A 20805-nucleotide genomic window follows, 5' to 3' on the forward strand; every position below is an offset into this window, starting at 1 on the left:
GCGGCGTAACCCTGTCAAGGCCCGCGGAGTCGACCGGGCGCGAGAGTAGCGTCGAACGCATGGTCAACTATCGATTCCTGGGCAACAGCGGCCTCAAGGTCACCGAACTCACCTACGGCAACTGGCTCACCCACGGCTCGCAGGTCGAGAACGACGCGGCGATCGCGACGGTCCACAAGGCCCTCGACCTCGGCATCACCTCGTTCGACACCGCCGACGCCTACGCGAACACGGCGGCCGAGTCCGTCCTCGCCGAGGCGCTGAAGGGTCAGCGCCGCGAATCCCTCGAGATCTTCACGAAGGTCTACTGGCCGACCGGTCCCAAGGGGCCGAACGACCACGGTCTGTCGCGCAAGCACCTGCTCGAGGGCATCAACGGTTCGCTGAAGCGGTTGAACACCGACTACGTCGACCTCTACCAGGCGCACCGCTACGACTACGAGACCCCGCTCGAGGAGACGATGCAGGCCTTCGCCGACATCGTGCGTCAGGGCAAGGCGCTCTACATCGGCGTCAGCGAGTGGACCGCCGAGCAGCTGCGGGCCGGGCACGCGCTGGCGAAGGAGCTCGGCTTCCAGCTCATCTCGAACCAGCCGCAGTACTCCGCGCTGTGGCGGGTCATCGAGGGCAAGGTCGTCCCGACCTCTGCGGAGCTCGGCATCTCGCAGATCGTCTGGTCGCCGCTGGCGCAGGGCGTCCTCACCGGCAAGTACCAGCCCGGTCAGCCGGCGCCCGAGGGCTCGCGCGCGACGGACGAGAAGGGCGGATCCGACATGATCAAGCGCTTCATGAAGGACGAGACCCTCACCGCGGTGCAGAAGCTGCAGCCGATCGCCAAGGGCGCGGGCATCACGATGCCGCAGCTCGCCCTCGCGTGGGTGCTGCACAACCCGAACATCGCCGCGGCGATCATCGGGGCGTCGCGTCCCGAGCAGCTCGAGGACACCGTGAAGGCCTCGGGCATCGAGCTCGACGACGACACGTACGCCGCGATCAACGAGGCGCTGGCGCCGGTGGCGGTCACCGACCCGGAGGAGACGTACTCCGTCTCGCCGAAGTCCCGTCTGATCTGACGAGCGCCGCCCGTCCGTGGTCACGCAGAGCGCCGGCATCCTGCTCTACCGTCTCGACGGTGGGGGCGGGGTGTCGGCGTTCGTCGCTCACATGGGCGGGCCGTACTGGGCGTCGAAGGACGAGGGTGCCTGGTCGGTCCCGAAGGGTGAACTCGAGGACGGCGAAGAGGCGTTGGATGCCGCGAAGCGCGAGTTCCGCGAGGAGCTCGGCGTCGCCCCTCCCGAGGCCGACTACGCCGAGCTCGGCACGTTCGCGTACTCGTCGGGCAAGCGGGTGACGGTGTTCGTCGCCGACGGTGCGGGCTTCGAGGCGGAGGGGTTCGTGTTCGGCGAGTTCGAGACGGAGTGGCCGCCGCGATCGGGTCGGACGGCATCCTTCCCCGAGGTCGACCGCGCCGAATGGATGCCGCTGGATCGGGCGCGCGAGCGGGTCGTGAAGGGGCAGCGGCCGGCGTTCGATCGGCTGGCCGAACTGCTGAGCGCCGCGGACATCTGACGGCCGCGGCAACAACCGCGGAGCATTCGCGGGGGTCGCGGGTCGGAACCGGTTGCGGAGCTCGACCTCGGCGAAGACTCCGCGGTCCGTGCCCGCACCGGCGCGCGGGTTAGCGCTTCTTCTTCGGCGCCTCGGACACGTCGAGCTTCTCGTGCAGGCCGCCGAGCGACGACCACGCCGATTCCTTGCCGGATGCCGCGTGCTCGGCGCCGCGCACGGCGCGCTCGTCGGCCCACTCGTTGAGGACGTGACCGCGGTGTCCGCGGACGTGTTCGAGGACCACGTCGGGAAGGCCCGCGGCGCGGCGAGCGTCGCGCGCGGTGATCAGCTGCTCGAGCAGGTCGACGTTCTTCGTGGGTGCGCCGGTGGACGTCTTCCAGCCGCGGCGGCGGTGACCGTCCATCCATTTCTCGTACGTGTCGATGGCGTACTTGGAGTCGGCCTGCACGACGAGCTCGCGGACATCCGCATGGTCCTCGATCGCCTTGAGGAGGCCCATCAGCTCGCCGACGTTGTTCGTGCCCTGGATGATCGAGCCCGCCGCCCAGTGGCCGTCCTCGCCGACCCACGCCCAGCCCGTCGGTCCGGGATTGCCCTTGCAGGCGCCGTCGGTGGCCACGACATAGCGGGAGGTTTCGGTCACCGCTCCACGGTACCCGCGCGCGGCGCAGTGGCCGCGCGCGGGTCGGGGATCACGGGCGGAGCAGAACCTTGCCGACGCGGCCGGCGGTCAGGCTTGCGCGGGCGGCGTCGCGCGCCTGCTCGAGTGGGAACGTCGCCGACACCGGCAGGGTCAGGACGCCGGACGAGAGGTGCTGGGCGAGTTCGCCGAAGAGCCGGCCGCGCGTGGCGGCATCCATCTCGGTGCTCACCTTGCTTCCCCAGAACCCCTTGATCGTGATGTGGCGGAAGATGACCGGGCCCGACGCGAGCTGCATGACGGGAGCGTCCATCGCGCCGAAGACGACGAGCGTGGCGTTCTCGCCGAGGAGCGAGAGGACGTGGCCGCTCGATTCGCCGCCGACGGAGTCGACGCCGGCGATGATGGGGGCGCCTCCGGTGATCTCGGCGACCTTGTCGCGCCAGTCGTCGGTGTCGACGGCGACGACGCGGTCGATGCCCTGCTCGGCGAGCTCGGTGACGGCGGCGCTGCGGCGGACGAGGCCGAGGATGTTGAGGCCGCGGGCGCGACCCATCTGCGCGACCATGCGGCCGACGGCGCCGTTCGCGGCGTTCTGCACGATCCAGTCGCCCGGCTTCACGTCGAGGAAGTCGATGAGGCTGATGGCGCTGAACGGCATGGAGACGAGCTGTGCGGCCTGCTCGTCGGGAAGGCCCTCGGGGACGGGGATGAGGGTCGCGGCGCGGGCGATGAACTGCTCGGCCCAGACGCCGAAGGTGCCGCCGGTGGCGACGCGCTGGCCGACCTGCAGGTTCTCGACGCCCTCACCGAGCTCCTCGATGACTCCGACGGCCTCGGTGCCCGAACGGGCGGGCAGTTCCGGCGTGAAGCCGTAGGTGCCGCGAATGGTCCACAGGTCGTGGTTGTGGATCGGCGAGGCGAGCAGCCGCACCCGGACCTCTCCCGCACCGGGGGTGGGGTCGGGGAGCTCCGTGGTCTCGAGGACGTCGGCCGGTTCGCCGAAGACGGGGTGGGTGACTGCGCGCATGTTCTCCTCCAAGGCGTCATTTTGTAACGATCGGTCTAATATAGTACCGACGGCTGAGAGGGGCATCCATGGGACGCACGGCGACATTCGACCGCGACGACGTCGTCCGCGCTGCGCGCGACGTCTTCTGGGCGCGCGGGTACGCCGAGACCGGTGTGGCGGAACTCGAAGCGGCGACGGGGCTCAAGCGCTCGAGCATCTATCACGCGTTCGGCAGCAAAAAGGGGCTGTTCGAGGCCGTCGTCGCGCGGTACCTCGACGAGGTCGTGCGCTCCCGCATCGGCCGGCTGCAGCAGCCGGATGCCGGTACCGAGGCCCTCGCGCTGTACATCGCCGAGATGCGGGCCGCGATCGCGAGCGGAACGCCGCGGGCCCAGGCGGGATGCCTGCTGCTCAACGCCGCATGCGCGCCCGTCGTCGACGACGACCCCGACGTGCGCGCGCTCGTCACGGCGTACACCGGTGAGCTCCGTGCCGCGATCGCCGCGGGTGTGGATTCCGCGCGGCCGGAGATCTCGGTAGCCTCGCGCGCGGCTCTCTCGGAGGTCTGTGCGTCGCTGGTGATCGCCGCGCTCGCCGTGGCGAGGGTGGATCCGGATGCCGCTGATCGCAGCCTCGGCGCGGTCCTCACGGCTGTCGCCTCGTGGGATGTCGGCGTGACGCCTGTGTATACATAAGGCGGGGATCCACTGCGTCAACGCCTCCACCCAGGCCCACTGTGCATACACTGAGATCATGACGGATGCACCCGCGCGGTACGCCGGGGTCCGCGCGTACGAGACGCTGCTGCGCGAGATCCAGGACGGGGCGCTGCCTCCCGGGGCCGTTCTGGCCGAGGTCGAGCAGGCCGCACGACTCGGCGTGAGCCGGACGCCGCTCCGCGAGGCACTCCGCCGACTCGCCGCCGACGGGCTCGTCGAGCAGGCGTCCCCGCGGGTCACCGTCGTCGCCGGCATCGACGCCTCCGATATCGAGGCCCTCTTCGCCGTGCGCCGCGCGCTCGAGGAGACCGCGGCCCGGTTGGCGGCCCGAGCGGGCGATCGTGCCGTCTTCGCTGCGCTCGCCGTCGAGTTCGCAGCGACGCAGGCGTCGGGCGGAGCGGCATCCGACGCCGACGCCTACTACGCGCTCATCGCCCGCTTCGACGCCGAGCTCGACGCCGCCGTCCGCAACGACTACCTCACCTCGGCGCTGCGCACCGTCCGCACTCACCTCGTGCGCGTGCGGCGCCTGGCTCGCGACAACCCCGAACGCCTCGCCGCCTCGGTCGCCGAGCACCGCCTCATCGCGGACGCGATCGCCGCCGGTGACGGCGACCTCGCCGCCCACGCGACGCACGTGCACCTGCACAACGCGCTCGCCTCGATCCTCGACTCCCTGTCCGACACCCCGGAGGAACCGACATGACCGTCACCCACCACGTCCGCGTCTACCGCAGCGACGAGCCGCTGCCCCGCGAGGAGCAGCTCGCCCACAAGATCGCGCAGGTCGCCGTCGATCCGGTCGCCGTCGAGGACGACGTCGTCGACATGATCGTGAACCGGGTCATCGACAACGCGGCGGTGGCCGCGGCATCCCTCACCCGTCGTCCCGTCAGCGCAGCCCGTTCGCAGGCGCTGTCGCACCCGGTGTCGACGGGCGGCTACGGCGGCACGGTGTTCGGCGTGTCGAACGAGACCCGTACGAGCCCGGAGTGGGCGGCGTGGGCCAACGGCGTCGCCGTCCGCGAACTCGACTACCACGACACGTTCCTGGCGGCGGAGTACTCGCACCCGGGCGACAACATCCCCGCGATCCTCGCGGTCGCGCAGCACGTCGGCGCCGACGGGGCAGCCCTGGTCCGCGGGCTCGCGACCGGGTACGAGATCCAGGTCGACCTCGTCCGGGCGATCAGCCTGCACAAGCACAAGATCGATCACGTCGCGCACCTCGGCCCGTCGGCCGCCGCCGGCATCGGAACCCTCCTCGGCCTCGATGTCGACACGATCTCCCAGGCCGTCGCCCAGGCGCTGCACACCACCACGGCGACCCGGCAGTCGCGGAAGGGCGAGATCTCGACGTGGAAGGCGCACGCCCCCGCCTTCGCCGGGAAGATGGCGGTCGAAGCCGTCGACCGCGCGATGCGCGGCGAGACCTCGCCGTCGCCGATCTACGAGGGTGAGGACGGCGTCATCGCCTGGCTCCTCGACGGCAAGGACGCCGCCTACGAGGTGCCGCTCCCCGCCGCCGGCGAGCCGAAGCGCGGCATCCTCGACACGTACACGAAGGAGCACTCGGCCGAGTACCAGGCGCAGGCCTGGATCGACCTCGCCCGCAGGCTCGGCACCGAGCGCCCCGAGCTGCGCGACCCCGCCAACATCGCCTCGATCGTCCTCCACACGAGCCACCACACGCACTACGTGATCGGCTCGGGCGCCGGCGACCCGCAGAAGTACGACCCCGCGGCATCCCGCGAGACGCTCGACCACTCGATCCCGTACATCTTCGCGGTCGCGCTGCAGGACGGCGGCTGGCACCACGTCGACTCGTACACGCCCGAGCGCGCCGGACGGTCCGACACCGTCGCCCTGTGGCACAAGGTCACGACCGCCGAGGATGCCGAGTGGACGCGCCGCTACCACTCGGAGGACCCCGCCGAGAAGGCGTTCGGCGGTCGCGTCGAGATCACCCTCGCCGACGGCTCCACCGTCGTCGACGAGATCGCCGTGGCCGACGCCCACCCGCTGGGTGCCCGGCCGTTCGCCCGCGAGGACTACATCCGCAAGTTCCGGCTGCTGGCCGAGCCCGTGCTCGAGCCCGCCGAGATCGAGCGGTTCCTCGCGCTCGTGCAGCGCCTGCCCGAGCTGACGCCCGACGAGGTGCGGCAGCTCGACATCGTCGCGGCGCCCGGCGTCCTCGAGACCGCGCCCGCGCCGACGGGACTGTTCTGATGGAGAGCATCGTCGGCCGCGCGTTCGGTATTCAGTCCCTGCGCTCGGGAGCCGATCGTCGTCCGGCTGCGGAAACCCGCGATTCCGGGACGCACGGTGAGATGCGGCATCCGTCGGGACTGAATTCAGAACGCGGTCGCATCGAGAGAGGGACCTGCTGATGCTGTACGCGCAGACGCCGGCGCACGAGAAGCGGCGCCTGTTCCGCGAGCGGCTCGCCTCGGGTGAGCTGCTGCGGTTTCCCGGCGCGTTCAACCCGCTGTCGGCGCGGCTCATCGAACGCAAGGGCTTCGAGGGCGTCTACATCTCGGGCGCGGTGCTGTCGGCCGACCTGGGGCTGCCCGACATCGGCCTCACCACCCTCACCGAGGTCGCCGGCCGCGGCCAGCAGATCGCCCGGATGACGGAGCTGCCGGCGATCATCGACGCCGACACCGGGTTCGGCGAGCCGATGAACGTTGCCCGCACGATCCAGACCCTCGAAGACGCGGGCCTTGCCGGCACGCACATCGAGGACCAGGTCAACCCGAAGCGGTGCGGGCACCTCGACGGCAAGGCCGTCGTCGACGAAGACACCGCGGTCAAGCGCATCCGGGCCGCCGTCGACGCTCGCCGCGACCCGAACTTCCTCATCATGGCGCGCACCGACATCCGTGCGGCGGAGGGCATGGATGCCGCAGTCGACCGCGCGAAGGCGCTCGTCGACGCGGGGGCCGACGCCGTCTTTCCCGAGGCGATGCGCACCCTCGAAGAGTTCGAGGCAATGGCATCCGCCCTCGACGTGCCGATCCTGGCGAACATGACCGAGTTCGGCAAGAGCGACCTGTTCTCCACCTCCCAACTGCGCGATGCGGGCGTGAACATCGTCATCTGGCCGGTGTCGATGCTGCGGATCGCGATGGGTGCGACCGGGCGTGCGCTCGATACGCTGACCGAAGAGGGGCACCTGACCTCGCAGTTGGACCAGATGCAGCACCGTGCCGACCTGTACGACCTCATCGACTACGAGGACTACAACCACTTCGACACGAACGTCTTCAACTTCCACATCTCCCGGTGACGCGAAGGAGCACACCATGACCGACATCAAGAAGGGTCTCGCTGGCGTCATCGCCGACGAGACCGCCGTCTCCAAGGTCAACCCTGAGAGCAACTCGCTGCTGTACCGCGGCTACCCGGTGCAGGAGCTCGCCGCGACGCAGTCGTTCGAGGCTGTCGCCTACCTGCTGTGGCACGGCGAACTGCCGACGGCCGATCAGCTCGGCGAACTGCGCGCGATCGAACGTGCGAACCGGGCGCTGTCGGAGTCGGTCGTGGCGCTCATCGACGAGCTTCCCGTCGATGCGCACCCGATGGACGAGGTGCGCACGGTTGTGAGTGCCATCGGCGCGACCGAGACCGCCGGCATCCTCAACGTGCTCGATGCTGCAGGCACCCACGCCGAGAATCTCGACCGCAGCATGCGGCTGTTCGCGGTGTTGCCGGCGATCGTCGCGTACGGCCAGCGTCGTCGCCGCGGCGAGGCGATGATCGAGCCGCGCGAAGACCTCGACTATGCGGCGAACTTCCTCTGGATGACCTTCGGCGAAGAGCCCGATCCGGTCGTCGTCGACGCGTTCAACCGCTCGATGATCCTGTACGCCGAGCACTCGTTCAATGCGTCGACGTTCACCGCGCGCGTCATCACGTCGACCCTCAGCGACCTGTACTCCGCGGTCGTCGGTGCGATCGGCGCCCTGAAGGGGCCGCTGCACGGCGGTGCCAACGAGGCCGTGCTGCACATCTTCGACGAGATCGGATCCGCCGAGAACGTCGTGCCCTGGCTCGACGAGGCGCTCGCCGCCAAGCGCAAGATCATGGGCTTCGGCCACCGCGTGTACAAGAAGGGCGACTCGCGCGTGCCGACGATGAAGAAGGCCCTCGACACGCTCGTCGAGCACTACGACCGGCCCGAGGTCGCCGCCCTCTACGACACCCTCGAGTCAGAGTTCGTGCAGCGCAAGGGCATCTACCCGAACCTCGACTACCCCTCGGGTCCGGCGTACAACCTCATCGGGTTCGACACGCTCACCTTCACGCCGCTGTTCATCGCGGCGCGCGTGACCGGCTGGACGGCGCACGTCATGGAGCAGCAGGCATCGAACGCGCTCATCCGCCCGCTGTCGGCCTACAACGGTCCCGACGAGCGCCACATCGACGGGTACGTGCCCGATGCCGCCGACCTCGAAGCGCTCGAGCGCGCCGAAGAGGCGGGCTGAGTCATGCTCCGCACCGCCGTCATCGTCGACGCGGTCCGCACCCCGTCGGGGCGCGGCAAGCCCGGCGGTGCGCTGAGTGAGGTGCACCCGGTCGACCTCGCGGCGTACACGCTGCGGGCCGTCCTCGAGCGCAACGGGCTCGAGTCCGATCAGATCGACGACGTGCTGCTGGGCTGCGTCAGCCAGGTCGGCGCGCAGACGTTCAACATCGCGCGGCAGGCGGTGCTGGCTGCGGGGTTCGACGAGTCGGTTCCCGGTACGACGATCGACCGGCAGTGCGGGTCGAGCCAGCAGGCCGCGCATTTCGCGGCCCAGGGCGTGATCGCGGGGCAGTACGACATCGTCATCGCGGGCGGCGTCGAGTCGATGAGTCGCGTGCCGCTGGGTGTTTCGGCATCCGTCGCGGGGTCGCCCTTCTCGGAGGCGATGCTGGAGCGCTACCCCGAGGGGCTCGTGAATCAGGGAGTCTCGGCCGAGCTGATCGCGCAGCGGTGGGGCTTCGACCGTGAGACCCTCGACGCATTCGCCGCGCAGTCGCACGCGCGCGCAGCCGCGGCGCACGAGGCCGGCGCATTCGCGCGCGAACTCCTGCCGATGGCCGGCGTGGAGGCCGACGAGACCGTCCGCGCGGGCACGACGGCTGAGAAGCTCGCGGGCCTTCCGGCGTCGTTCCGCACCGATGCGATGGCCGCGCGGTTCCCCGATCTTGATTGGCGGATCACGCCCGGCAACTCGTCGCCGCTGACTGACGGCGCATCGGCGGTGCTCATCATGAGCGCGGAGAAGGCGAACGAGCTCGGCCTCACCCCGCGGGCGCGATTCCACGCCTTCTCGGTCGTCGGCGACGACCCGCTGCTCATGCTGACGGGGCCGATCCCGGCGACCCGCCGCATCTTGGAGCGCAGCGGCCTCTCGATCGACGATCTCGACGCCTACGAGGTGAACGAGGCGTTCGCGCCGGTGCCGCTCGCGTGGACGGCGGAGGTCGGCGCCGATCCTGCGAAGCTGAACCCGTGGGGTGGGGCCATCGCGCTCGGCCACGCCCTCGGCTCGTCAGGGACCCGCCTGCTCGGCACGATGCTGGCCTACCTGGAGGCGACCGGCGGCCGGTACGGCCTGCAGGCGATGTGCGAGGGCGGCGGCATGGCCAACGCCACGATCATCGAACGTCTCTGACCTCGCCCGCGGGGTCGTTCGCGGCCACGCTCCGGCCGCACGGTGAGATTTCGCTCATCCATCGTTGCAAGCGTTTGCGCACTCGGGCTCGAACCCGCTAACGTCTGCGGTACCCCGGGCACATTGCTGTGCCGTCGCACATCCAGGAGCGCTCGTGTCACAGCCGACCCCCGCCCCCCTCCGCCGCGCAGCTGCCGCCGCGGTCTCAGCCACGCTCGTCGTCTCGGGTGGCATCGTCCTCGCGGCGACGCCGGTGGCTGCCGCCGATCACACATATGCGATCGTCGGCAGCCTGCAGGACGAGCTCGGCTGCTCCGCCGATTGGCAGCCCGAGTGCGCCGCGACCGAACTGGTCGAGACGGAGACTGCGGGCGTCTTCGCGGCGGAGTTCGAGGTGCCCGCGGGCACCTACGAGTACAAGGTCGCACTCGACGACACCTGGGATGTCTCCTACGGCCTCGACGGCGGCGGCGACAACATTCCGTTGACGATCGCCGGCGATGCGACGCTACGCTTCGTCTTCGATTCCGCGACGAACCGCGTCGGGCTCGAAGCGACGGGCCTCGCGGGCGGCTACGAAGACGCCGATGCGGCACTGCTGGCAGACCCGGTGCGCCAGGCGGGCGACGGCGAGCAGTTCTACTTCGTCATGACCGACCGCTTCGCCAACGGCGACACGTCGAACGACGAGGGCGGCCTCACCGGCGACCGCCTCGCGACCGGCTTCGACCCCACAGACAAGGGCTTCTTCAACGGTGGTGACCTGGCCGGTCTCCACGAGAACCTCGACTACATCGAAGGTCTCGGCACGACCGCCATCTGGCTGACCCCGAGCTTCAAGAACAAGCCCGTGCAGGGCACCGGAGCCGACGCCAGCGCCGGCTACCACGGCTACTGGGTGACCGACTTCACGCAGATCGACCCGCACCTGGGCACGAACGCCGAACTCGAGGCGCTCATCGCCGACGCCCATGACCGCGGCATCAAGGTCTACTTCGACATCATCACCAACCACACCGCCGACGTCATCTCGTACGAAGAGGGCGAGTACGCCTACATCGACCAGGCGACGTCTCCGTACACCGATGCCGACGGCACCGCGTTCGACCCGGGCGATTACGCCGGCACGGGAGACTTCCCCGCACTCGACGCCGCGACCTCGTTCCCGTACACGCCCCAGGTCGACGAGAGCGAAGCAGACGTCAAGGTGCCGGCGTGGCTCAACGACGTGACGTTGTACCACAACCGCGGTGACTCGACCTACAGCGGTGAGTCCACCACCTACGGTGACTTCTCGGGCCTCGATGACCTGATGACCGAGCACCCCGACGTCGTCAGCGGGTTCGTCGACGTGTACCAGGACTGGATCGACCTCGGCATCGACGGCTTCCGCATCGACACCGCCAAGCACGTGAACTTCGAGTTCTGGCAGGAGTGGTCCACCGAGGTGCTCGACTACGCGCACGCCGCGGGCAAGCCGGACTTCTTCATGTTCGGCGAGGTCTACGACGCCGACCCGGCGCTGCTGTCGCCCTACGTGCGCAAGACCGACATGAGCTCGGTGCTCGACTTCGCGTTCCAGTCGGCGGCGACGAGCTTCGCCAAGGGCGGCAAGTCGACCGTGCTGCAGAACCTGTTCGCAGGCGACGACCGCTACACGACGCCCGACTCGTCGGCGACCGCCCTGCCGACCTTCCTCGGCAACCACGATATGGGCCGCATCGGCTACTACCTGAAGGATGCCGACAACGCCGAGGCGCGCGACCTCCTGGCCCACGACCTCATGTTCCTCACCCGCGGTCAGCCGGTCGTCTACTACGGCGACGAGCAGGGCTTCACCGGTGTTTCGCCCGGCAACGACAAGAGCGCCCGCCAGACGCTGTTCGCCAGCCAGGTTGAGGAGTACCAGAACCAGACGCTCATTGATGGCGAGACCGTCGGCTCGGTCGACCGGTTCGACACCGACACGTCGATCTACACCCGCATTGCCGAGCTGTCGCAGCTGCGCGAGCAGCATCCCGCGCTCGTTGACGGCGCGCAGATCGAACGCCTCGCGGGCGACGGCGTGTACGCCTTCTCGCGGGTCGACCGCGACGAGCAGGTCGAGTACCTCGTCGCGCTCAACAACACCGACAGCGAGAAGACGGTCGACGTCACGACGCTGACGGCCGACGCCTCGTTCAGCCCTGTCTACGGCGGCGGCGCTGCGACCGAGTCGGGTGCGGATGCCATCGCATCCGTCACCGTGCCCGCACTGGGTGCGGTCGTGCTGCGGGCCGACGCGACCGTCACGGCGCCCGAGGCCGCGGCCGAGCTGGCCGTGACCGTGCCCGAGGCAGGTGCCGGGCTCAGCGGTTCGGTGGCCGTCGCCGCGACCGCCGACCAGGCCTGGCGCGAGACCAGCTTCTCGTGGCGCGTCGTCGGCGACGACGAGTGGACGCCGCTGGGCACTGCCGAAGACACCGAGCCCCGCGTCTTCCACGACGTCGACGGCCTGGCCGCGGGCACGCTCGTCGAGTACCGAGCCGTGTCGACGGATGCCGCGGGCAACCGCTCTGCCGCCTCGACCTACGCATCGGTCGGCAACCGCGTCGCCGTCGCGGCCGAGGCCGAAGAGCCGGAAGAGCCCGAAGAGGTCACGAACTACGACGCCGTCAGCATTCCCGGCAGCCTCAACTCCGAGATGGGCTGCGCCGGCGACTGGGCGCCCGATTGCGACCAGGCGCAGATGACCCTCGTCGACGGCATCTGGACCCTCACGGTCGACCTGCCCGCGGGTGACTACGAATACAAGGTCGCCACCGAGCGCAGCTGGGACGAGAACTACGGCGCCGGCGGCGTCGCGGGCGGTTCGAACCTCGCGCTCAGCCACGAAGGCGGCCCCATCACGTTCTACTTCGACCCGCGCACCAAACTCGTGCAGTCGACCGCAGACGGCCCCATCGTCACCCTGCCCGGTTCGTTCCAGGCATCGCTCGGCTGCGCCGGCGACTGGGCGCCCGACTGCCTGCGCAGTCTCATGTTCGACGGCGACGGTGACGGCGTCTACGAGTTCTCGACCAGCAGCATCCCGACCGGCTCGTACGAGCTGAAGGTCGCGCACGGACTCAGCTGGACCGAGAACTATGGCCAGGACGGTGCGCGTGACGGCGTGAACATCGCGTTCAGCGCCACCGAGGGCAAGCGTGTCGTGTTCCGCTACACCCTCGAGACCCACGTGCTCGAGATCGAGGTCGCCGACCCGCCGCTGGAGGGTATCGGCGAGTCGCGCGCGCACTGGATCGACGCAGACACCATCGCCTGGCCCGCCGACCTCGGCGAGGGCACGGCGTGGCAGCTGTACGGCTCGCAGGCGGCCGAACTGGCGATCGCCGACGGCGATGTCGCGGGCGGCGAGCCGGTCGAGCTGACCGTCGTCGACGGCGGTCTGAGCGACGAGCAGAAGGAGCGCTTCCCGGCGCTGGCGTCGTACACGGCGCTGCGCGTCGACGGGCTCGACCGTGCCGCCGTCGCCGAACTGCTGCGCGGCCAGCTGATGGTCGCCCAGCGCGCCGACGACGGTTCGCTCACCGCCTTCACGGGCGTGCAGGTGCCGGGGGTGCTCGACGACCTCTACGCCGACGCCGTCGCCGACACCGACCTTGGTGTCACGTTCAAGGGCAACAAGCCCACCTTCCGCCTGTGGGCCCCGACCGCGCAGCAGGCGACCCTGCTCACGTGGGACGCCGGATCCGAGGGCGACCCGCAGCGCCACGAAGCCGCCTTCGATGCCGCATCGGGTGTGTGGGCTGTCGCGGGCAAGAACGCGCTGAAGGGCGACGAGTACCGCTGGGAGGTCGTCGTATACGCGCCGTCGACGGGTGCGATCGAGACGAACGAGGTCACCGACCCGTACTCGCTGGGTCTCACCGAGAACTCGGTGCGCTCGGTCGCGATCGACCTCGACGACAAGGCGTGGCAGCCGCAGCAGTGGCGCAAGACCGAGTCGCCCGAGGTGGCCCGTCCGGTTGACCGTGCGATCTACGAGCTCCACATCCGCGACTTCTCGATCACCGACGAGACGGTGCCCGAGGAAGAGCGCGGCACGTACCTGGCCTTTACGCGCGACAGCGCCGGAACCGAGCAGCTGCGCGAGCTGGTGGATGCCGGCATCAACACGGTGCACCTGCTTCCCTCGTTCGACATCGCGACGATCGAAGAGAACCGCGCCGCGCAGGCGACCCCCGACTGCGACCTGGCCTCGATGGCGCCCGACAGCGACCAGCAGCAGGCGTGCGTCGAAGCAGTCGTGGATGCCGACGGCTTCAACTGGGGCTACGACCCGTACCACTTCTCGACCCCCGAGGGCTCGTACGCGACCGACCCCGAGGGCGGGGCGCGCGTGGGCGAGTTCCGCTCGATGGTGGGTGCGCTGCACGACATGGGCCTGCAGGTCGTGCTCGACCAGGTCTTCAACCACACGGCGCAGTCCGGTCAGGGTGAGAAGTCGGTGCTCGACCAGATCGTGCCGGGCTACTACCACCGCCTCAACGCCGCCGGCGCCGTCGAGACCTCGACGTGCTGCGAGAACGTGGCGACCGAGCACAAGGTGGCCGAGAAGCTCATGGTCGACTCCGTGGTCACGTGGGCACGCGACTACAAGGTCGACGGTTTCCGGTTCGACCTCATGGGGCACCACTCGAAGGAGAACATGCTCGCCGTCCGCGAGGCGCTCGACGAGCTGACGCTCAAGAAGGACGGCGTCGACGGTTCGCAGATCTACCTGTACGGCGAGGGCTGGGACTTCGGCGAGGTCGCCGGCGGCGCACTGTTCGAGCAGGCGACGCAGGGCAACCTCGGCGGCACCGGCATCGGCACCTTCAGCGACCGGCTGCGCGACGCCGTGCACGGCGGCAGCCCGGTCGACAGCGGGTCGACGTTCGTACAGGGCTTCGGCACCGGCCGCGGCACCGACCCCAACGGCGACCCGATCAACGGCACGGCCGAAGAGGCGCTCGAGGCGCTCGGTCACCAGACCGATCTGGTCAAGCTGGGTCTTGCCGGCAACCTCAGCGGGTTCTCGCTGACCGATCACACCGGCGCCGAGAAGACGGGCGCAGAGCTCGACTACAACGGCCAGTCGGCCGGCTACGCCGATCAGCCCGACGAGGTCATCACCTACGTCGACGCGCACGACAACGAGACGCTGTACGACCTGTCGGTGCTCAAGCTTCCGCGCGAGACCTCGATGGCCGACCGTGTGCGCATGAACACGCTGTCGCTGGCGACCGCGACCCTGTCGCAGACCCCGTCGTTCTGGCACGCGGGCACCGAGCTGCTCCGCTCGAAGTCGCTCGACCGCAACAGCTACAACTCGGGAGACTGGTTCAACCGCATCGACTGGACCGGGCAGGAGTCGACCTTCGGGTCGGGTCTGCCGCGCGAGGCCGACAACGGCGAGAAGTGGTCGATCATGCAGCCGCTGCTGGCCGACCCGGCGCTGAAGCCCGCGGCATCCGACATCGCCACGGCCGAGGCGCAGGCCCTCGACCTGCTGCGCGTGCGCTCCGAGGTGGGGCTGCTGCGTCTGGGATCGGCCGACCTCATCGGTCAGAAGGTGTCGTTCCCGAACAGCGGCACCGACGCCACCCCGGGTGTCATCGTGATGCAGATCGACGACACCGTAGGTGTCGATGTGGATGCCGAACTCGACGGCGCACTCGTGGTCTTCAACGCGTCGCCCGAGGCGACGACGCAGCAGATCGACGCGCTCGCCGGTCGCGAGTTCGCCCTCACCCCGGCGCTCGCCGGTGGCAGCGACGACGTCGTGCGCGAGACCGAGTGGGCGACCGCTTCGGGCACGATCACGGTGCCCGCGCGGACCGTCGCGGTGCTCGTCGAGAAGGATGCCGACGGCTCCAGCGACGGCGGCGATGGTGATGGCGACGGCGACGGCGACGGTTCTGGCGATGGCGACGGTTCTGGCGATGGCGACGGTTCTGGCGATGGCGACGGTTCTGGCGACGGCGACGGTTCTGGCGACGGCGACGGCGCGTGGGCGTCGATCGACGTCGGCTCGGGTGTCGTCGAGCAGGGCGGCACGCTTCAGGTGACCGTCTCCGGTCTCACGCCCGGCCAGCAGATCGAGGCGACGCTGAACAGTGACCCGATCGTCGTCACCGGCATCCCCGCCGCAGACGCCGACGGTCGTGTGACGTTCGCGATCGACATCCCCGACGACTTCGAAGTGGGCGATCACACCCTCATCGTGCGCACGGCCGGCGAATCGCCGCTCAGCGCCGCGGTCGAGGTCGTCGAGGCGGGCAGCCTCGCCTCGACGGGTGGCTCGTTCCCGGTCGGCTTCGTCGTCGTCATCGGCGCCGCACTGGTCGCGTTCGGCCTCGTCACACAGTTCCGCCGCCGACCCCGGGTCGACGCGGCGGCTTGAACCCCTTGCCGGGTCGCGGGTGTGTCGTCCCCGCGGCCCGGCGATGGTTGACTGACGGCATGTCTGCGAGCACGCCCGACGGCTACGAGCCCTTCGCGTGGCGCGCGACGAAGTCGGGCGAGATCCACGTCTACCGCCGCGGCAACGAACGCTGACGCGCGCCCTGCCGCGTCGAGGCGATGTTTCGCCGTATTGCAATTCATCACGCCGTTCGACGTGATGCGGCCGCGTGTGACACGGCCGCTCGCACGCCCCTGATCGGGTCGGTTCACTCGTCTCCACGAGCTTTCCGAACCGACCCACAGGAGCATCCATGGCACGCACTCTCACCCGCGTCAGCACCCTTGCCGTGCTCGCCGCCGCCGTCCTTGCCTCCAGCGGCTGCGTGGCCTCCGCCGGGGCTGCGGACCCCGCCGAGCAGACGAGGACGCTCCGCTACCAGGGCTCGAGCAACACCGTCATTTGGCCTGAACTCGCAGCCGACCTCGGCTACCTCGGCGACATCGAGCTTTGAGTGGGTGGGCAACACCACGAGCGAGGAGTACACCGGAAACGAAGTTGCGCGAGCACTACGGGGCCTGGATGCCGATCGGCATCCAGGCCCCGGTTTTCGTGGGTACGGGCGTCTGCGACGATGAGGGCATGACCGATTACCAGACCATCGTGACGGCGGCGCGAGGACGCGTCGGCTGGATCACTCTGAACCGACCCGAGGCGCTGAATGCCCTGAACGTGCAGGTCATGCGCGACGTGGTGGATGCCGCGGAGGCGTTCGACGCCGACGCCGGCATCGGCGCGATCGTCGTGACGGGCAGCGAGCGGGCCTTCGCCGCGGGCGCCGACATCAAGGAGATGGAAGCGCTGAGCGGCAGCGAGATGCTGATGGGCGACCACTTCGGCGGGTGGGCCCGCTTCGCGGCGGTGCGCACGCCCGTCATCGCCGCCGTGTCGGGTTATGCGCTCGGCGGAGGGTGCGAGTTGGCAATGATGTGCGACATCATCCTTGCGGCGGACACCGCGACGTTCGGGCAGCCGGAGATCGGTCTCGGTGTGATCCCGGGGATGGGCGGGACGCAGCGGCTGACGCGCGCGGTCGGGTCGTTCAAAGCGGCCGAACTCATCCTGACCGGGCGTCACTTCGGGGCGGAGGAGGCGGAGCGCGCCGGGCTCGTTTCCCGAGTGGTGCCGGCTGCCGACCTCCTCGACGACGCGCAGCGGACGGCGGAGACGATTGCGGCGAAGTCGCTGCCGTCGCTGTACGCCGCCACCGAGGCGCTCGACGTGGCGTTGGAGTCGACGCTGGCGGAGGGCCTGCGCTACGAGAAGCACGCGTTCGCGGGACTGTTCGACACCGCGGACCAGAAGGAGGGCATGGCCGCCTTCCGCGAGAAGCGCGCGCCCGGGTTCACGCACCGCTGAGCGCTGCGCTTGTGCGGCGGCCGCCGCTCGAGGTTCTGCGGGGCGTGATTGCATGGTGGCGTGACTGATCGCGCCGCAGACGAGCTCCCCGAGCGCGTCCAGCCCGCAGACGAGCTCTCCGAGCGCGTCCGGCCAGCCTTCACTCCCGCGGTCGCCGCGCGGTTCGTCGCGGACACCGACGACCTCGATCTCGATCCCGCGCAGCGTGACGCCGTCCAGGCGATCGCCGCCGCGTCGACCGGCAACGTGTACCTCTGGGGCGGCGTCGGTCGCGGCAAGTCGATGCTCGCCGAGCGGTACCTGGCCGCGTTCCGGCCCGAGCCGGTGCTCCGGCTGCACCTCAACGAGCTGTTCCGACGGCTGCAGGCCGAGCTGGTCCGCGATTGGAAGGCCCCCGCCATCGTGCTGCGCCGCCTCCTGCACGGCGTGCGTGTCCTCTTGGTCGACGAGTTCCATGTGCATGATGTCGCGGATGCCGTCTACCTCGACGCGCTGCTGAACGTCACCGCCGACGACGGCATCCCCCTCATCGCCACCAGCAACTACGCCCCCGCCGACCTCCTCCCCGATCCGCGACTCCATGACCGATTCCTCCCCGCGATCGCGCGGATCGAGTCGTCCTTCGCCGTCGTCCCGATCGGCGACGGCCCCGATCACCGGACCGCCGGCGCCGACGCGCACACGCGATTCGCCTCGGGTATCTGGCACGTCAGCCCGGCCGCGGATGCGCCGCCCGCCGACGCCGGCGTGGTGCTGCGCGCCGACGGCATCCCGCTGCCGGCACTCTCTGCGGAAGGCGCGCAGGTCACGTTCGACTTCGCCCGTCTGTGCGAGGCGCCCCTCGGCGTACGGCAGTACCAGTGGCTCGCCGACCGGTACTCCGAGCTCACGCTCCGGTCCGTGCCCGACCTCGCCACGGTGCGCCGCGAACCCCTCATGCGCTTCACGACCCTCGTCGACGTGCTCTACGACCACGACGTGCGATTCGTCGTGCACGCGCATGCGCCATTCGACACGCTGCGCCAGGCCGCGAACGTTCCTCTCGACGCCGACCGGGCACTCAGCCGGCTCCGCGCGCTCGGCGGATGACGCGCGCGGGACCGAGATGCTCGCCCCGTGACACTGCGTCCCGCGGACGCCGACCGTAGACTCGGATGCGATGTCGAGGAGGAGTCAATGAAGATCGTCGTCCTGGTGAAAGAGGTGCCGGACACGTACGGCGACCGCAAGCTGGATCTCGAGACGGGGCTGGCCGACCGTGGCGCCTCCGAGCGTGTTCTCGACGAGATCGGCGAGCGTGCGCTCGAGGTGGCGCTGTCGTACGCAGAGAAGAACGCCGACACGGAGGTCGTCGTGATGTCGATGGCCTCGGATGCCGCGACGGCGACGATCCGGAAGGCTCTCGCGATGGGCGCGGCGTCGGCTGTCCACATCGTCGACGAGGCGCTCGCGGGCGCTGATCTCGGTGTCACCGCCCGCACGCTGGCCGCCGCGATCACCCGCACCGGCTTCGACCTCGTGATCACCGGCAACCTGTCGACGGACGGCGCCGGCGGCGTGCTCCCGGCCATGCTCGCCGAGCACCTCGGCGTACCCCAGGCGACCGCGCTCTCATCCGTCGAGATCTCTGCTGAGTCCGTCCAGGGAACGCGCGCCACGGACTTCGGCACCGCCCGCGTCACCGCGGAACTCCCTGCGGTGATCTCCATCACCGAGGCGCTCCCGGACGCCCGCTTCCCCAACTTCAAGGGGATCATGGCGGCGAAGAAGAAGCCGTTCGAGACGCTGACGCTCGCCGACCTCGGCGTCGACGTCGACCCCGGGGCCGCGCCGCAGTCGATCATGACGACCATCGCCGAGAAGCCGCCCCGCACCGCCGGGGTCAAGATCACCGACGAGGGGGATGCCGGCGAGAAGCTGGCCGCCTACCTCATCGAGAACCGACTGGTCTGAGGAGCACCGCGATGACCGATTTCGCTGCAGATTCCGTCCTGGTGTGGCTCGATGTCACCCCCTCCGGCGACCTCGCCGCGTCGGCCGCCGGCCTCCTCGGCGCCGCCGCACGCGTCGGCTCGCCTGTCGCGCTGATCGTCGCCGACGAGTCGCGTCACGCCGCTCTCGCCGAGGCCGCCGGTCAGCGCGGCGCGGCGACCGTGCTCGTCTGCGGGCTCGGGGGCGCCGACACCGCGCTCACGGTGCCCGTCGTCGACGCGCTCGCCGCGGCATCCGCTCTCGTCCAGCCCGATGCGGTGCTGGTGTCGAACTCGATCGAGGGGCGCGACGTCGCCGGCAGGTTCGCGGCGCGCACGTCCGCGGCGCTGTGCGTCGACGCCGTCGGTGTCGCACGCGACGAGGAGGGTGTGCTCGCGGAGCACTCCGTGTACGGCGGCGCCTACACGGTCACCGGTGCGGCGACCTTCGGGCCGCTCGTGGTCACGGTGCGTCAGGGCGCCGTCGAGCACCGCGCCGAGGCGGTCACCGCGCCGCGGGTGGTGCCGCTCGAGGTGACGGCATCCGGTGCGCCGGCGGCCACCATCACGGGGTTCGAAGAGGCGACCGTCACCTCGACCCGTCCGGAGCTGCGGGGAGCGACGAAGGTCGTGTCGGGTGGTCGCGGACTCGGTTCGGGCGAGAAGTTCGCCCTCGTCGAGCAGCTCGCCGATGTGCTCGGCGCCGCGGTTGGTGCGTCGCGCGCCGCGGTCGACGCCGGCTACGTGCCCTACTCGTACCAGGTCGGCCAGACCGGCGTCTCGGTCTCGCCGCAGCTGTACATCGCGCTCGGCATCTCGGGTGCCATCCAGCACAAGGCCGGCATGCAGACGGCGAAGACCATCGTCGCCGTGAACAAAGATGGAGATGCGCCGATCTTCGACATCGCTGATTTCGGCGTCGTCGGTGACGTGTTCACCGTGGTGCCGCAGCTGATCGCGGCGCTCGAGGCGAAGAAGAAGTAGGAGCGGATGGCGACATACGCGCGTTCCGTGCGTCGGGGGCTCCCGCGCGTCTCCGGCGGCGACCCCTGGCCACCCGCAGGGTCGGCTCCGGTCGCCGACGCAGCCGCGGCACCGGTCGCCGATGCAGCTGCGGCTCAGCTCGCCGATGCGGGCGCGGCTTCGGTCCCCGACGAGGTGGCGCCGCCCACCGACTCCGCGACGACAGCGTCGGCTGAGTCCGCGACACGGGCTTCCGGGTCGACGACAACGGAGGATGCGGTCGCCTCGCACCACGCCTCGGCCCCCGCGACCGCGACACGACGCGGACTGCCGCGAACCCCGGGCGGCGAGCCCTGGCCGCCGGCATCCACCGGCCCGGCGACGGCCGAAGGCGCAGCACAGGCCGAGCGTCGCCCGGACGCG

16 protein-coding genes and 1 pseudogene are annotated in these 20805 nt (G+C 70.1%); 15 read left to right on the top strand and 2 right to left on the bottom strand.

Translation table 11 applies throughout. The features are described from left to right. Positions 1–59: 59 nt before the first annotated feature. Together NH287_RS08565 and NH287_RS08570 are read left to right on the top strand one after the other, a co-directional pair. On the top strand, positions 60–1073 hold the full coding sequence (locus tag NH287_RS08565) for an aldo/keto reductase family protein (RefSeq protein WP_253035264.1): 1014 nt from the start codon (positions 60–62) through the stop codon (positions 1071–1073). A gap of 16 nt (positions 1074–1089) precedes the next feature. Beyond that, positions 1090–1569: an NUDIX domain-containing protein gene (locus tag NH287_RS08570; protein ID WP_253035265.1), complete on the top strand. Its 480-nt coding sequence runs from the start codon at positions 1090–1092 to the stop codon at positions 1567–1569. Positions 1570–1678: 109 nt separating this feature from the next. Here the strand turns inward: NH287_RS08570 and NH287_RS08575 are convergent, their stop codons facing one another. Continuing rightward, positions 1679–2212 (bottom strand): ribonuclease H, encoded by a 534-nt coding sequence (locus tag NH287_RS08575; protein ID WP_253035266.1) that lies wholly within the window; start codon positions 2210–2212, stop codon positions 1679–1681. Between the two features lie 49 nt (positions 2213–2261). Beyond that, positions 2262–3239 carry a zinc-binding dehydrogenase gene (locus NH287_RS08580; RefSeq protein ID WP_253035267.1) on the bottom strand — a complete coding sequence of 326 codons (978 nt, stop codon included), beginning with the start codon at positions 3237–3239 and terminating at the stop codon, positions 2262–2264. A 68-nt stretch (positions 3240–3307) separates the two neighbouring features. On the opposite strand from NH287_RS08580, the gene NH287_RS08585 reads away from it, so the two are divergent. From NH287_RS08585 to NH287_RS08645, 13 genes and pseudogenes are all read left to right on the top strand, one after another. Beyond that, the gene (locus NH287_RS08585) at positions 3308–3916 is read left to right on the top strand and encodes a TetR/AcrR family transcriptional regulator (RefSeq protein WP_253035268.1); all 609 of its coding nucleotides are present in this window, start codon (positions 3308–3310) and stop codon (positions 3914–3916) included. A 58-nt stretch (positions 3917–3974) separates the two neighbouring features. Then, a complete protein-coding gene (locus NH287_RS08590; RefSeq protein WP_253035269.1) occupies positions 3975–4646 on the top strand; it encodes a GntR family transcriptional regulator in 672 nt (223 codons plus the stop codon). Beyond that, complete coding sequence (locus NH287_RS08595) at positions 4643–6169, top strand: MmgE/PrpD family protein (RefSeq protein ID WP_253035270.1); 1527 nt, start codon at positions 4643–4645, stop codon at positions 6167–6169. Before NH287_RS08590 ends, NH287_RS08595 begins: the two co-directional genes overlap by 4 nt. A gap of 160 nt (positions 6170–6329) precedes the next feature. Beyond that, positions 6330–7229, top strand: a complete 900-nt coding sequence (gene prpB / locus NH287_RS08600) for a methylisocitrate lyase (RefSeq protein WP_253035271.1) — start codon at positions 6330–6332, stop codon at positions 7227–7229. A 16-nt stretch (positions 7230–7245) separates the two neighbouring features. Beyond that, a complete protein-coding gene (locus NH287_RS08605; RefSeq protein ID WP_253035272.1) occupies positions 7246–8427 on the top strand; it encodes a bifunctional 2-methylcitrate synthase/citrate synthase in 1182 nt (393 codons plus the stop codon). A gap of 3 nt (positions 8428–8430) precedes the next feature. After that, positions 8431–9603: an acetyl-CoA C-acyltransferase gene (locus NH287_RS08610; RefSeq protein ID WP_253035273.1), complete on the top strand. Its 1173-nt coding sequence runs from the start codon at positions 8431–8433 to the stop codon at positions 9601–9603. 154 nt (positions 9604–9757) lie between these two features. After that, on the top strand, positions 9758–16030 hold the full coding sequence (pulA, locus tag NH287_RS08615) for a pullulanase-type alpha-1,6-glucosidase (protein ID WP_253035274.1): 6273 nt from the start codon (positions 9758–9760) through the stop codon (positions 16028–16030). Positions 16031–16343: 313 nt separating this feature from the next. Continuing rightward, complete coding sequence (locus tag NH287_RS08620) at positions 16344–16544, top strand: hypothetical protein (RefSeq protein WP_253035275.1); 201 nt, start codon at positions 16344–16346, stop codon at positions 16542–16544. Positions 16545–16672: 128 nt separating this feature from the next. Next, on the top strand, positions 16673–17449 hold the full coding sequence (locus NH287_RS08625) for an enoyl-CoA hydratase-related protein (RefSeq protein ID WP_253035276.1): 777 nt from the start codon (positions 16673–16675) through the stop codon (positions 17447–17449). A 60-nt stretch (positions 17450–17509) separates the two neighbouring features. After that, the gene (gene zapE, locus NH287_RS08630; protein ID WP_253035277.1) at positions 17510–18538 is read left to right on the top strand and encodes a cell division protein ZapE; all 1029 of its coding nucleotides are present in this window, start codon (positions 17510–17512) and stop codon (positions 18536–18538) included. An 87-nt stretch (positions 18539–18625) separates the two neighbouring features. Beyond that, positions 18626–19402 carry an electron transfer flavoprotein subunit beta/FixA family protein gene (locus NH287_RS08635; protein WP_253035278.1) on the top strand — a complete coding sequence of 259 codons (777 nt, stop codon included), beginning with the start codon at positions 18626–18628 and terminating at the stop codon, positions 19400–19402. A gap of 11 nt (positions 19403–19413) precedes the next feature. Beyond that, the gene (locus NH287_RS08640; protein WP_253035279.1) at positions 19414–20403 is read left to right on the top strand and encodes an electron transfer flavoprotein subunit alpha/FixB family protein; all 990 of its coding nucleotides are present in this window, start codon (positions 19414–19416) and stop codon (positions 20401–20403) included. A gap of 6 nt (positions 20404–20409) precedes the next feature. Further along, a pseudogene (locus NH287_RS08645) lies at positions 20410–20805 on the top strand (cytochrome b/b6 domain-containing protein); the annotation flags it as partial.

Source organism: Microbacterium sp. CnD16-F (assembly GCF_024124465.1).
GTDB classification, from domain to species: domain Bacteria; phylum Actinomycetota; class Actinomycetes; order Actinomycetales; family Microbacteriaceae; genus Microbacterium; species Microbacterium gawkjiense.